The sequence below is a fragment of the Ectopseudomonas khazarica genome (assembly GCF_004521985.1).
Lineage (GTDB): Bacteria > Pseudomonadota > Gammaproteobacteria > Pseudomonadales > Pseudomonadaceae > Aquipseudomonas > Aquipseudomonas khazarica.
On record NZ_SBHZ01000012.1, the window covers coordinates 19,901 to 33,152 of the forward strand.

The following is a 13,252-nucleotide window of genomic DNA, read 5'->3' on the forward strand; positions in this document are numbered from 1 at the left end:
TATAAAGATTTAATTTTATTTTATTGCCCGTAAGGGAAAAGCTTTCGACAGCGCGTTCTGCAATTTTCATATCTGATGATATCGTTGTTTATCTTTTTGGATAGTTTCTGGGACGGCGGATATGAATGGCAAGCGCACGGTCGCCATCGGTTTCATCGGCGCGACCCTGGATCGGGTCGGCAAGGGCGCCAACCGCTGGAACAAGTGGCGGCCGAGCATCGGTCTGTGTCAGCAGGCCGATCTGCTGATCGATCGCCTGGAGCTGATTCACGGTACCGATGCACGCGACCTCAGCCTGGCCGAGCGTATCCGCGCCGACATCCAGCAGATTTCCCCGGAGACCGAGGTGCGTCTGCAGCCGATGCACCTGCGCAACCCCTGGGATTTCGAGGAGGTGTATGGCGCACTGCATGACTTCACCAGTGGTTATGCCTTCGATACCGAGCACGAGGACTACCTGGTGCACATCACCACCGGTACCCACGTGGCCCAGATCTGCTGGTTCCTGCTGACCGAGGCGCGTTATCTGCCGGCGCGCCTGGTGCAGACCTCACCGGCGCGCAAGCGTGATGAGGCGGCGCAGGTCACCGGCACCCATGCACTGATCGACCTCGACCTGTCGCGCTATGACCGCATCGCCTCGCGCTTTCAGAGCAAACGCCTGGAAAGCCTGGCCTTCCTCAAGTCCGGCATCGCCACGCGCAATGACGCCTTCAACCGCAGCATCGAGCAGATCGAACGGGTCGCGTTGCGCTCATCGGCGCCGATGCTGCTGATCGGCCCGACCGGTGCCGGCAAGTCGTTCCTCGCTCGCCGCGTGTACGAGCTCAAGCGCAGTCGCCATCTGGTCGAGGGCCGCTTCGTCGAGGTCAACTGCGCCACCTTGCGCGGCGACGGCGCGATGTCGGCGCTGTTCGGCCATATCAAGGGCGCCTTCACCGGTGCGCAGAATGCCCGCGATGGCCTGCTGCGCGCGGCCGATGGCGGCATGCTGTTCCTCGACGAGATCGGCGAGCTGGGTCTCGACGAGCAGGCCATGCTGCTCAAGGCCATCGAGGAAAAACGCTTCTTCCCGATGGGCTCGGACAAGGAGGTAAGCAGCGACTTTCTGCTGATCGCCGGCACGCACCGCGACCTGCGTACGCGGGTCGCCGAGGGCCTGTTCCGTGAGGACCTCTACGCCCGCATCAACCTGTGGACCTTCGAGCTGCCGGGCCTGGCCGGGCGGCGTGAGGACATCGAACCGAACATCGACTTCGAGCTGGAGCGTCATGCTCGCGAGCAGGGGCGCATGGTGCGCTTCAACCTGGAGGCACGGCGCCGCTACCTGGCGTTTGCCAGCTCGGGCGAGGCGGCCTGGCAGGGCAACTTCCGCGAGCTGTCGGCCTCGATCACGCGCATGGCCACCCTGGCCGACAGCGGGCGTATCGACGAGGCGCAGGTCGAGGAGGAAATCACGCGGCTGCGGCGGGCCTGGGGGCTGGCCCAGCAGCAGGACGCGCTGGGCGACCTGCTCGGGGAGCAGGCTGCCGGCCTCGATCTGTTCGACCGTCTGCAGCTGCAGGCGGTGATCGAGGTGTGCCGCCAGGCCGACAGCCTGTCGGAAGCGGGCAGACGCCTGTATCAGGTATCACGCCTGGCCAAGGCGCAACCCAACGATGCCGACCGTCTGCGCAAGTACCTGGCGCGCTTCGGCCTGGATTGGCAGGCGCTGCGTCAGTAGTGATACCAGCGCAGCTCCAGCTGCACCTCGTTGACCGGGCTGGCGAGTTGGCTGAACTCACGCTGGGCGCTCAGGCGCAGGCCGAGGTTGCGCGAGACTTCCCACTGCTGGTTGAGTGACAGGCGGCGGCGCACCTCTCCGTTGTGGAAGTAGTCGCCAGCCGCCTCCAGGGTCAGGTTGCCCATGGGGTTGCGCCAGAGCAGGCCGGTGTTGAAGCCCAGCGCGGGGGCGATGACGGCGGCGAAGTCCTCGTTGTATTCCAGGCGCGCGGTGCCGAGGGCGAAGCCGAGCAGGTCGTCGTGCAGTTGCCAGCTGGCGCCTGCACCGCCACTGAGATGACCGACCAGCGGAGTATCGCCATCTTCACCCAGTACCCGCTCCAGCCCGCCTCCGACCTGCCAGGAGAGCGGTTGCAGCAAGGCGTTGCGCGGGGTCAGCGAGCGGATGTTGGCCAGGTCCAGGCGCTGCAGCTGCCAGTGGTTGTTCTCGTACTGACGCAGCTTGAGCTGGAGAATCTCGATCTGTGCGCCGAGCGGGAAACCGTCGAGGTTGTCGTTCAGGTCGTGGTAGGCCATGCGCAGGCCGTACTCGGCGAAGGCGCGATCGTCACGGCTGCCGCCGGCCAGTTGCCAGGTCCGCGATTCGTGGCCTTCCTCGGGCAGCGGTGGGCGCTCGACGTCCAGTGCCGGCGGCGGATTGCGGCTGATGGCGCCGAGCAGCTGGAAGCTGCGCTGGGCGTTGCTGCTGCGCTCTTCGTCGTTGGCGTGGTAGCGCACCAGGCGGAAGGCTGCGTCCTGCATCAAGGCGCGGCGCTCGGCGGGCAGGGCGGTAAAGGCGGCGTCGTCCAGTTGCGCCGGGTCCTGGCTCAGGCGCAGTACCCAGGCCTGCTCGTCGGCGTCCAGCGGGGCGGCACGCTCCAGCAGCTCGCGCTCACGCGACGGGCGATAGTCGATGCGCTCGATCAGCCCGGCGTCCTTGACCGCGCGCACGGTGTCGGTGGGGATGGCGGTGAGCGGGAAGTGCTCGGTCAGCTCGATGCCGGGGCGGGCGATTTCCAGCAGTTCCAGCAGGCGGTAGGAGCAGTTCTCGTCGAAGAAGAAGTAGTCGAAGCGGATCTGCTTGAGTTCCCAGACGTGCTCGACCATGCGCGTGGTTTCCTCCGGCGTCAGGTTGAGCCGGTACTCCCACAGGTCACGGTTCTCCAGGCGGTTGTACTCGCTGAGTTTCTCGCGGTACGGCACCAGGGCGAACAGGCCGGGGTAACCCCCCATCAGCCCGCGCCAGGCATAGAGGATGCTGTTGTCGTTGCCTTCGATGAAGGCCCCGAAGTTTAGCGCGTAGCTGAGCAAGGCGGTGTTGTGGCTGTCGATGTCGGGCTGGTCGATGCGCAGCAGGGTATGACCGAACATCGACGACGGGCTGTTCAGGTAGGCCGCCGGGAACACCAGCACCGTGCTGTGTGGGTTCACGTCGGCGATCCACGTGCGGTACTCGGCGCAGTCCGGGGTGGGCAGGTCGTTCAGTTGCAGCTGCGCCTTGAGCCAGCGCGTACGCGCCGGGTAGACGCACTGCGGGTGGCGGTCGCCCAGCTCGGCGGGCTGGTACAGCGCCTTGACGGTCGCCTGGAGCTCGGCTGCCGGGTCGCTGGCGCCGTGTTCCGCGAGAAAGAAATCGTCGTCGTCGACGTAGCTGCGCCAGCCACCGAGTTTGCCGGTTTCGTAGTGGCCCAGGGCGATCCAGTAGGGATCGTCAGCCAGTCGTTCGAGGCTGGCGGCATGCAAGGGCAGGCTGAGACTCAGGGCGATGACGGCGAATATCCGTTTCAAGGGCACTGTTCTTCTGCTTATGAGGATGGCCGAGCTTTGGTCAGCCATGCGCTGGGTGTCAAGGCAGTCGATGAACGCATTTCGCGCAAGTGCTGATCGGCGTCAGTCTTGCGCCGTGCGCGGCGGATCACACTGGTGATTCCTCACTCCCAAGGAGACAGGGCTCATGGCTCATCGAGATGTGCTGGACGCGCTGCAGCGCGACTATACGACCCGCGCCGAGGCGATTCGCCGAGATCTGGGGCGCACCCATTCGGCCGATTTCGCCGAGCAGGCGCAGCAACGGCAGAACGATGAAGTGCTGGAGGCCCTGCTGGCCGAGGCCGAGCAGGGCTTGGTGCGGGTGCGCCAGGCGCAGCAGCGGCTGGCCGAAGGGCGCTATGGCGAATGCCTGTGCTGTGGCGAGCCGATCGATGCGGCGCGCCTGGCCGCCATGCCGGTCGCCGAGTACTGCCTGCACTGCGCCGAGTTCAACTGAGCGGCGCTTCGACCTCCTGCAGCAGACGGCGGGCGGCCGAGTCGGCGGCGTCGATGTAGGGTTGCAGGACGCTGGCCGCGCCGGCGCGATTGAAGGCTTCCAGGTCGCCTTCGCGGAAGGCGCTGAGGGTCACGCTGCCGCGAAAGCCGGCACTGCGCGCGGCGCGCAGCAGCAATGCGTTGACCTCGCGCTGGGGGATGGTGCTGACCAGCGCGCGGGCCTGCTGCAGGGGCAGGTGGGCGATGAAGTCGGCGTCCTCGGCATCGCCGTAGCACACGGCCAGGCCGGCCTGGCGGGCGCTGGCCAGCGCCTGTGGGTCGAAGTCCACGCCCAGCACGCGCAGGCCACCCTCCTGCAGGCGGTGCGCCAGCTCGCGCCCGTAGCGACCGAGGCCGTAGACGATGACTTCCGGCTGTGCCTGGGCGGGGGCGTTGTCCTCGGCATTCTCGCGGTGGGCGACTTTTCGCTCGAACATCCCGAGCCAGGGGGACAGGCGTTCGAACAGCGGTTGCGAGTAGAGAATCATGTAGGTGGACAGGGTGATGGTGATGATTCCCACCAGGGTCGTCAGTCCCAGTGCCGCTCCGCCCACGTGGCCGAGGCTGATGCCCATGGCGACGAAGATGATGGAGAACTCGCTGATCTGCGCCACCGTCAGGCCGGCCATGAAACCGGTGCGCTTGCGGTAGCCCATGGCGCCCATGATGGCCATGACGATCAGGGGGTTGCCGATCAGCACGAACAGCGACAGCAGCACGGCGCTGCCGATCTGCTGGTGCAGGTAGGAAAAGTCCAGCTGGATGCCCAGGTGCAGGAAGAAGAACAGCAGGAGGAAGTCGCGCAGGCTGGTCAGGCGGCTGGCGATCGCCTCGCGCAGCGGCGTGGAGGCCAGGCAGAAACCGGCGATGAACGCGCCCAGCTCCTTGGACAGGCCAAGTGCCTCGGCACCGCCCGCCAGCAGCGTGCCCCAGGCGATCGCCACCAGCATCAGCAGCTCGGGGGAGCGGGCCATGGGGGTCAGCAGGCGGGGTAGGGCGAAGCGCATCAGCAGGTAGAGCACCAGCAGGCTGGCCAGCAGCGCGCCGATCAGGGCCAGCGGTGACAGGCCCGTGTGCTCGCCACTGGCCGGCTGGTACAGGCTGATCACCAGCATCGCCAGCACCACGGCGATGTCCTGCACGATGAGGAAACCCATGGCGATGCGCCCGTGCAGCGAGTCGATCTCGCCTTTGTCCGACAGCAGCTTGACGATGATGATGGTGCTGGAGAAGGTCAGCGCGACGGCGACGTAGCCGGCGCTCGTCCAGTCCAGGCCCAGCAGGCGGCACAGGGCCAGGCCGGCGAGGATGGTGAAGGCCAGCTGCCCCAGGCCCGTGGCCAGGGCCACCGCACCCAGGGTGCGTACCAGGTGCATGTCCAGCTTGAGACCGACGACGAACAGCAGCACGGTGATGCCGATTTCCGACAGCAGGCTGATGGAACTGTGATCGCCCGACAGGTTCATCACCGCCGGGCCGGCGAGAATGCCGACCAGGATGTAGGCGATGATCAGCGGCTGGCGCAGCTTCACGGCGAGCATGCCGAGCAGCGCGGACAGGCTGAGCAGGGCGGCGATTTCCTGAAAGGCACTCATAGGCAAGGTTCCTTGTGGTGGGGCTGCCTGTCGATGGTGCAGGCTTGGTGGGGCAATGCGTGGCAGCTTATCGCAGCACCGTTTTTGCGCATTGCCTTGAATCAAGCCTTGATCCTCTTCGCGCCACAGGCCCAGAATCACCCCATGTTTTGCGGAAGACTCCGCCCGCTATAAGGATCGCCAATGTCCAAGCGTAGCCTCGATGCTTTGCGCCTTGCCCCCGAATCACTGACCCGCCCCTTCGCCCCCGAGCAGTTCAATTTCGACAGTACCGATGATCTCGAACCCTTCCGCGGCGTGCTGGGCCAGGCGCGCGCGGTCGAGGCCCTGCAGTTCGGCGTGGCCATGCCGCGCCCGGGCTACAACGTGTTCGTCATGGGCGAGCCGGGTACCGGGCGCTTCTCCTTCGTCCAGCGCTACCTCAAGGCGGAAGCCAAGCGCATGGACACCCCGGCCGACCGCGTCTACGTCAACCACTTCGACGAGCCACGCGAACCGCGCGCCCTGGAGCTGCCTGCCGGCACTGCCGGCGATTTCATCGCCGATATCAATCAGCTGATCGACAACCTGCTGGCCACCTTCCCGGCGGTGTTCGAGACGCCGACCTACCAGCAGAAGAAGAGCGCCATCGACCGTGGCTTCAACAAGCGCTACGACCAGGCGCTGGACGTGATCGAACGTCTGGCGCTGGAGAAGGGCGTGGCGCTGTACCGCGACAGCAGCAACATCGCCTTCACCCCGATGGCGGACGGCAAGGCGCTGGACGAAGCCGAGTTCGCCCAGTTGCCGGAGGCCGACCGCGAGCGCTTCCATGCCGATATCGCCGAGCTGGAAGAGCGCCTGAACGAAGAACTGGCGAGCCTGCCGCAATGGAAGCGCGAATCGAGCAACCTGCTGCGCCAGCTCAACGAAGAGACCATCACCGTGGCCCTGCAGCCGCTGCTGGCGCCGCTGTCGGAGAAGTACGCGGAGAACGCCGGTGTCTGCGCCTACCTGCAGGCCATGCAGGTCAACCTGCTGAAGACCGCGGTCGAGCAGCTGGTGGATGTGGACAAGGCCGACCCGCAGCTGCGCAAGCTGCTGGAGGAGATGTACTGCCCGAGCCTGGTGGTCGGCCATCACGCCAATGGCGGCGCGCCGGTGGTGTTCGAGTCGCACCCGACCTACGACAACCTGTTCGGCCGTATCGAATACAGCTCCGACCAGGGGGCGCTGTACACCAGCTACCGGCAGCTGCGTCCCGGCGCCCTGCACCGGGCCAACGGCGGCTACCTGGTGGTCGAGGCGGAGAAGCTGCTCGGCGAGCCCTTCGTCTGGGAGGCGTTGAAGCGTGCCTTGCATTCGCGCCAGCTGAAGATGGAGTCGCCGCTGGGCGACCTGGGCCGCATTGCCACCGTGACCCTCAACCCGCAGGTCATCCCGCTGCAGCTCAAGGTGGTGATCATCGGCTCGCGCCAGCTCTATTACGCGCTGCAGGATCACGATCCGGACTTCCAGGAGATGTTCCGCGTGCTGGTCGACTTCGACGAGGACATCCCGCTGGCCGAGGACAGCCTGGAGCAGTTCGCCCAGTTGATGAAGACCCGCACCTCGGAAGAGGGCATGGCGCCGCTCACCGGCGCGGCCGTGGCACGCCTGGCCACCTACAGTGCGCGTCTGGCCGAGCACCAGGGGCGCCTGTCGGCGCGGATCGGCGATCTGTTCCAGCTGGTCAGCGAGGCCGACTTCATCCGTCAGCTGGCCGGTGAAAGCATCACCGAGGTCGGCCATATCGAGCGCGCGCTGAAGGCCAAGGCGACCCGCACCGGCCGGGTCTCGGCGCGGATCATCGATGACATGCTGGCCGGTATCATCCTCATCGACACCAGTGGCGCTGCCGTGGGCAAGTGCAACGGCCTTACCGTGCTGGCCGTCGGCGACTCGGACTTCGGCGTGCCGGCGCGTATTTCCGCCACCGTCTATCCCGGCGGCAGTGGCATCGTCGATATCGAACGCGAGGTGAGCCTCGGCCAGTCGATCCACTCCAAGGGGGTGATGATCCTCACCGGCTTCCTCGGCAGTCGCTATGCCCAGGAATTCCCGCTGGAGATTTCCGCGAGCATCGCCCTGGAGCAGTCCTATGGCTACGTCGATGGTGACAGCGCTTCGCTGGGCGAGGTGTGCACGCTGATCTCCGCGCTGTCGCGCACGCCGCTCAAGCAGTGCTTCGCCATCACCGGTTCGATCAACCAGTTCGGCGAAGTGCAGGCGGTCGGCGGGGTCAACGAGAAGATCGAGGGCTTCTTCCGGCTCTGCGAGGCGCGTGGCCTGACGGGCGAGCAGGGGGTGATCATCCCGCATTCCAACGTCGCCAACCTGATGCTCGACGAGCGCGTGCTGCAGGCGGTGCGCGCCGGCCAGTTCAACGTCTACGCCGTGCGCCATGTCGACGAGGCCCTGAGCCTGCTGGTCGGCGAGCCGGCCGGGCACCCCGACGAGAAGGGCCGTTTCCCCAAGGGCAGCGTCAACGCCCGGGTGGTCGAGCGTCTGCGCGATATCGCCGAGATCGGCCTGGAAGAAGAGAGCAAGCCGGTCGAGGCCGAGAAAACCAAGGTCGAGAAGGCCAAGGCCGAGGCCGCCAAACCGGCCAAGGCACCCCGACGCAAGAAGGGCGAGGAGGGCGGCGCCAGCTGATCGAATCTTGCACGACTGTCCCGGATCGCCTGAGGTAGCTGCCCCAGGCATCTTGCTCACCCGTCATGCACAGAGTTATCCATAGATTGCGTGAATAACTTTGGCTTCACAGTGCAAGCGTTCGGGGTGTAGGCTGAGGTCTGGATTCTGCGAGGGTCGTCGTCATGTCGCGCAGCCTCTGCCTTACCCGCCAATGCCTGGGCCTGGTGACCCGCATCGAATGCATCATCAGACCACTGGCAGGAGACAACGGACGTTGGACGTTGCTCTGCGCTGCCGGGATGTCGGGGGCGCAACCTTCTGCGATCCGGGCCCAGGGCCCGTTCCATGGGCCTTTCGTCGCCGAGGACGTGCTCGAGGCGATCGCCGAGAGTCTGTTCGTGCAGGGATATGTCGAGTGCAGCGAACCGCCGATCTGGCGCGTGCACCTGCAGGCCGAGCTGCGTCGCGTCAACGGTGAGCGCTACAGCCTGCCAGGGGCCTTCCAGCGTCATCCCGAGACCGACGGGCAGAGCTGAGCGGCAGCGCCCCCCAGGGCTGCCAGGCCCCGGTCCAGAGGGTTATCCACAATTTCACCGATGCTTCTGCTGCGGCCGGCTGCTGGTTATACTCGCCGCCGTTTTTCTTTTCCTTCTGTGAGCCACACATGGAACGCTTACTCGAAAACGCGATGTATGCCTCGCGCTGGTTGCTGGCGCCTATCTACTTCGGCCTGTCGCTCGCGCTGCTGGCCCTGTCGCTGAAGTTCTTCCAGGAAATCTTCCACATCCTTCCGCACGTGTTCGAGAAGAGCGAGTCGGAGCTCATCCTGGTGCTGCTGTCGCTGATCGACATGGCGCTGGTCGGCGGCCTGCTGGTGATGGTGATGATCTCCGGCTACGAGAACTTCGTCTCGCAGCTGGACATCGATGAAGGCAAGGAGAAACTCGACTGGCTGGGCAAGATGGACTCCAGCTCGCTGAAGATGAAGGTTGCCGCCTCCATCGTGGCGATCTCCTCGATTCACCTGTTGCGCATGTTCATGGATGCCCAGCAGATCGAGAACGAGAAGCTGAAGTGGTACGTGATCATTCACATGACGTTCGTCGCATCCGCCTTCGCCATGGGCTATCTGGACAAGCTGACCAAGCCCAAGCACGACTGACTCGCACGCCACCGACCGCCCGTCCGAACATGACGGGCGGTCTGCTTTTCAGGTTTGAGTTTTTCCTGTGTTGTACAAGAATCAATTTTGTATAGGTTCTTGTATAGTTTAACCAGGAGGCCGACCTGATGAATCTGCATGACCTGTCTATCCACGCCCAGGCCGGGCGTATCGATGAACTGAACCTGATTTCCCTGGAAGGCGGTATCTATCTGCTCGAAGCGCAGATGGACGGCCGCAGCCATCCGATTCTCGACCCGCGCGGCAGCACGCTGAACCTGCGCTCGGTCGAACACGCACGGGACGTCCTGCAGGAAATGCCGGCGCTGCCCTTCTTCCTGGTGCACAGTTCGGTGCACGACGAGATGTGCGGCATGCCGTCGGCTGACAACAGCCTGCGCGTGCCCATCGCCTTCCGTTCCAGTTGGTGACTGCCTCGTTCACGCGCGCGCCGGGTGTGCGCCGGCTGGTGCTGATCCTGGGGGACCAGCTGACGCCGGGCCTCGGTGCGTTGCAGGACATCGACCCGCAGCGCGATCACCTGCTGCTGGCCGAGGTGATGGAGGAGGCCAGCCATGTGCCGCACCACCCGCAGAAGATCGCCCTGATCTTCAGCGCCATGCGCCATTTCGCCGAGCAGTTGCGCGAGCAGGGGCTGCAGGTGCACTACGTGGCCCTGGACGATGTGGACAACAGTGGCTCGCTGCCGGGCGAACTGCTGCGCTGGACGCAGCAGCTCGATCCTGCCGAAGTGCACCTGACCGAATGCGGCGACTGGCGCCTGGAGCAGGCGCTGCGCCACTGCGGCGTGCCGATCCACTGGCATGTCGACTCGCGCTTTCTCTGCAGCCGGGAGGCCTTCGCCGACTGGGCGCAGGGACGCAAGCAGCTGCGCATGGAGTACTTCTACCGTGAGATGCGTCGCCGCAATGGCCTGCTGCTCAACCCCGACGGCACGCCCGAGGGCGGCGCCTGGAACTTCGACGCAGACAACCGCAAGGCGTTGCCGCGCGAGGTGCAGCCGCCCGCGCCGTTACGGATCGAGCCGGACGCCATCAGCCGTGAGGTGCTGGCGCTGGTGGCGCAGCGCTTCCCCGACCATTACGGCAGCCTGGACGGCTTCGACTATCCGGTGACGGCAGAACAGGCCGAGCGTCTCTGGCAGCACTTCCTCGTCCGGGGCCTCGCCGACTTCGGCGATTACCAGGACGCCATGGCCGACGACCAGCCGTTTCTCTTTCACTCGCGCATCAGTGCCGCATTGAACATCGGCCTGCTCGACCTGCGACGGATCTGCGCCGAGGTCGAGGCGGCCTACCGCGCAGGGGATGTGCCGCTGAACGCGGCCGAGGGCTTCATTCGCCAGCTGATCGGCTGGCGCGAGTACGTGCGCGGCATCTACTGGCTGCGCATGCCCGACTATGCCGAAGGCAATGCATTCGGCAACTCGCGTGCGTTGCCGGCGTTCTACTGGACCGGCGAGACGCGCATGAACTGCATGCGTCAGGCGATCGGCCAGACCCTGCGGCACGCCTATGCACACCACATCCAGCGGCTGATGCTCACCGGCAACTTCGCCCTGCTCGCCGGCATCGCGCCCAAGGCCATCTGTGACTGGTACCTGGCGGTGTACATGGACGCCTTCGACTGGGTCGAGTTGCCCAATACCCTGGGCATGGTGATGCACGCCGATGGCGGCTACCTCGGCTCCAAGCCCTACTGCGCCAGTGGTCAGTACATCAAGCGCATGTCCGATCACTGCCAGGGTTGCAGTTACAAGGTGAGCGAGAGCACCGGTGAGTCGGCCTGTCCGTTCAATGCGCTGTACTGGCACTTCCTCATGCGTCACCGCGACCCCCTGCAGCGCAACCCGCGAATGGGCATGGTCTACCGTAACCTGGCGCGCATGGACGACGCCCGGCAACAGGCGCTCTGGGACTGGGGGGAACGCCTGCTGGCGCGGCTGGATGCCGGAGAAATGCTGTGAAGAAGGGCGAGCTGCCGGTGAAGATGTGCGCGTGCTGCGGCCTGCCCTTCACCTGGCGCAAGAAGTGGGCGCGCTGCTGGGACGAGGTGCGCTACTGCTCCGAGCGCTGCCGCCGTGTACGCCGCTCTGCGGTTCAGACCTGAAAACGCGCGACCATGCCCTGCATGTCGGCCGCCAGGTTCGACAGGGCGCGGCTGGCGGTGCTGGTCTGCTCCGAGCCGGCCGAGTTCTGCAGCGACAGGTCGCGGATGTTGACCAGGTTGCGGTCCACCTCGCGGGCGACGTGGGCCTGCTCTTCGGTCGCGCTGGCGATCACCAGGCTGCGCTCGCCGATCTCGGCGATCGACTGGATGATCTGCTGCAGCGCGCTGCCGGCGCCCTGGGCGATATCGAGAGTGTGCTGGGCCAGGCCGTTGCTCGACTCCATGGCATGCAGCGCACGCTCGGTATCGTTCTGCACGGTGCCGATCATGGTTTCGATTTCCCGCGTCGACTGGCCGGTCTTGTGCGCCAGCGCGCGGACCTCGTCGGCGACCACGGCGAAGCCACGGCCCGCCTCACCGGCACGCGCGGCCTCGATGGCGGCGTTGAGGGCGAGCAGGTTGGTCTGTTCGGCGATGCCGCGAATCACATCCAGCACCTTGCTGATGCCGCGAATCTTGTCGGCCAGTTCACCGAAGTCGCTCGAGGTGCCATCCACATTGCTGGCCAGCTGGCTGATCGACGACAGCGTCTGGGCGATGCGTTCGCTGCCCTGCTGGGCGACCTGGCCCGACGCGTTGGCGCTTGCCGAGGCACTGGCGGCGTTGCGCGCCACCTCGTCCACCGCCGTGCTCATCTCGGTGACGGCCGTGGCGGCCTGGTCGATCTCCTGGCTCTGCTGGTGCAGGTTGAGCGCCGTGTTCTCGGTCACGGCGCTGAGTTGTTCGGCGGCGGAGGCCAGCTGGTCGGAGGCATCGGCGATCTGTTCGATGGTGCCGCGCAGGTTGCCTTGCATGCTCTTCAGGGCCAGCAGCAGCCTGGCCGGTTCGTCGTTGCCCCGGGTGTCGAAGCTCAGGGTCAGATTGCCGCCCGCCACCGAGTCGGCCACCTGCACGGCCTCGGCCAACGGCCTGACGATGCTGCGCGTCAGCAGCGTCGCGAGGATCGCCGTGGCGATGGCCGCCAGGGCCATGGCCAGCACGGTGCCGCGCAGGGCATGGCTGTACACGGCGCCGGAGGATTGTGCCGCCGCTGACGCGCCCTGGCGGTTCAGCGCGATCAGGGCGTTGAGGGCAGCGACCATGGCGTCGGACTGCTCGTTGAAACTGCCGCCAAGCACGCTGTGAGCCTTCTGCCGGTCACCTTGGCGCAGGTCCTCGACGAGTTGCTTGCGCAGGGCGAGATAACTGGCTTCCGCGGCCTTGAAGCGATCGAACTGGGCGCGCTCCTCGCTCGAGCTGATCAGCGTTTCGTAGCGTTGCTGGGCCTGCTCCAGGTCGGCGAGCAACTCGTCGGCCAGCGGCATGCTCGCCTGCAACTGCTGGGCGTCTTCGCTCAACGCCATGCGCAGGGTCAGTGCACGCAGGCGCAGGACGTCCTGGGTGACGTCGCCGAGGGTATTGAGGCTGGGTATCCAGTTGTCCTCGACCTCGCTGGAGTGGGCATGCATGCTGCGCATCTGCTGCAGGGCGAAGCCCCCCAGCGCGAACACCAGTAACGCAATCAAGCCAAACCCTATTGCGGCGCGTGGGGCGATGGAGATGGATCTGAAGTTCATGCTGGCGGTACCCGAGTTGTGATGGCGGT

11 protein-coding genes are annotated in these 13,252 nt (G+C 65.7%); 8 read left to right on the forward strand and 3 right to left on the reverse strand.

All coding sequences use genetic code 11. From position 1 onward, the window contains the following. Window positions 1–121: 121 nt before the first annotated feature. Window positions 122–1,723 carry an RNA repair transcriptional activator RtcR gene (gene rtcR, locus EPK82_RS16180; protein ID WP_134677271.1) on the forward strand — a complete coding sequence of 534 codons (1,602 nt, stop codon included), beginning with the start codon at window positions 122–124 and terminating at the stop codon, window positions 1,721–1,723. Here the strand turns inward: rtcR and EPK82_RS16185 are convergent. After that, window positions 1,717–3,549, reverse strand: a complete 1,833-nt coding sequence (locus tag EPK82_RS16185) for an Lnb N-terminal periplasmic domain-containing protein (RefSeq protein ID WP_455708952.1) — start codon at window positions 3,547–3,549, stop codon at window positions 1,717–1,719. The genes rtcR and EPK82_RS16185 overlap by 7 nt on opposite strands. A 166-nt stretch (window positions 3,550–3,715) precedes the next feature. Here EPK82_RS16185 and EPK82_RS16190 point away from each other — a divergent pair, with 166 nt between their 5' ends. Continuing rightward, the gene (locus EPK82_RS16190; RefSeq protein ID WP_037047077.1) at window positions 3,716–4,027 is read left to right on the forward strand and encodes a TraR/DksA family transcriptional regulator; all 312 of its coding nucleotides are present in this window, start codon (window positions 3,716–3,718) and stop codon (window positions 4,025–4,027) included. Here the strand turns inward: EPK82_RS16190 and EPK82_RS16195 are convergent. Then, a complete protein-coding gene (locus tag EPK82_RS16195) occupies window positions 4,020–5,660 on the reverse strand; it encodes a cation:proton antiporter (protein WP_134677275.1) in 1,641 nt (546 codons plus the stop codon). The genes EPK82_RS16190 and EPK82_RS16195 overlap by 8 nt on opposite strands. A 183-nt stretch (window positions 5,661–5,843) precedes the next feature. On the opposite strand from EPK82_RS16195, the gene EPK82_RS16200 reads away from it, so the two are divergent. From EPK82_RS16200 to EPK82_RS16225, 6 genes are all read left to right on the forward strand, one after another. After that, window positions 5,844–8,333, forward strand: a complete 2,490-nt coding sequence (locus EPK82_RS16200; RefSeq protein WP_134677277.1) for a Lon protease family protein — start codon at window positions 5,844–5,846, stop codon at window positions 8,331–8,333. A gap of 164 nt (window positions 8,334–8,497) precedes the next feature. Beyond that, on the forward strand, window positions 8,498–8,851 hold the full coding sequence (locus tag EPK82_RS16205) for a PA4575 family protein (RefSeq protein ID WP_037047082.1): 354 nt from the start codon (window positions 8,498–8,500) through the stop codon (window positions 8,849–8,851). A gap of 128 nt (window positions 8,852–8,979) precedes the next feature. Then, window positions 8,980–9,477, forward strand: a complete 498-nt coding sequence (locus EPK82_RS16210) for a TIGR00645 family protein (RefSeq protein WP_037047085.1) — start codon at window positions 8,980–8,982, stop codon at window positions 9,475–9,477. Window positions 9,478–9,605: 128 nt separating this feature from the next. Continuing rightward, on the forward strand, window positions 9,606–9,908 hold the full coding sequence (locus EPK82_RS16215) for a DUF6482 family protein (RefSeq protein WP_037047088.1): 303 nt from the start codon (window positions 9,606–9,608) through the stop codon (window positions 9,906–9,908). Beyond that, on the forward strand, window positions 9,905–11,464 hold the full coding sequence (locus tag EPK82_RS16220; RefSeq protein ID WP_134677278.1) for a cryptochrome/photolyase family protein: 1,560 nt from the start codon (window positions 9,905–9,907) through the stop codon (window positions 11,462–11,464). The genes EPK82_RS16215 and EPK82_RS16220 overlap by 4 nt, the downstream gene beginning before the upstream one ends. Further along, complete coding sequence (locus EPK82_RS16225; RefSeq protein ID WP_134677280.1) at window positions 11,461–11,607, forward strand: DUF2256 domain-containing protein; 147 nt, start codon at window positions 11,461–11,463, stop codon at window positions 11,605–11,607. The genes EPK82_RS16220 and EPK82_RS16225 overlap by 4 nt, the downstream gene beginning before the upstream one ends. Here EPK82_RS16225 and EPK82_RS16230 read toward each other — a convergent pair. Continuing rightward, complete coding sequence (locus tag EPK82_RS16230; RefSeq protein ID WP_134677282.1) at window positions 11,598–13,223, reverse strand: methyl-accepting chemotaxis protein; 1,626 nt, start codon at window positions 13,221–13,223, stop codon at window positions 11,598–11,600. The genes EPK82_RS16225 and EPK82_RS16230 overlap by 10 nt on opposite strands. Window positions 13,224–13,252: the final 29 nt, after the last annotated feature.

Bases quoted from the DNA above. Each gene is read 5' to 3' on its own strand.
- rtcR (WP_134677271.1), top strand. From the start codon at position 122: ATGAATGGCAAGCGCACGGTCGCCATCGGTTTCATCGGCGCGACCCTG.
- EPK82_RS16190 (WP_037047077.1), top strand. From the start codon at position 3,716: ATGGCTCATCGAGATGTGCTGGACGCGCTGCAGCGCGACTATACGACC.
- EPK82_RS16195 (WP_134677275.1), bottom strand. From the start codon at position 5,660: ATGAGTGCCTTTCAGGAAATCGCCGCCCTGCTCAGCCTGTCCGCGCTG.
- EPK82_RS16200 (WP_134677277.1), top strand. From the start codon at position 5,844: ATGTCCAAGCGTAGCCTCGATGCTTTGCGCCTTGCCCCCGAATCACTG.
- EPK82_RS16205 (WP_037047082.1), top strand. From the start codon at position 8,498: ATGTCGCGCAGCCTCTGCCTTACCCGCCAATGCCTGGGCCTGGTGACC.
- EPK82_RS16210 (WP_037047085.1), top strand. From the start codon at position 8,980: ATGGAACGCTTACTCGAAAACGCGATGTATGCCTCGCGCTGGTTGCTG.
- EPK82_RS16215 (WP_037047088.1), top strand. From the start codon at position 9,606: ATGAATCTGCATGACCTGTCTATCCACGCCCAGGCCGGGCGTATCGAT.
- EPK82_RS16230 (WP_134677282.1), bottom strand. From the start codon at position 13,223: ATGAACTTCAGATCCATCTCCATCGCCCCACGCGCCGCAATAGGGTTT.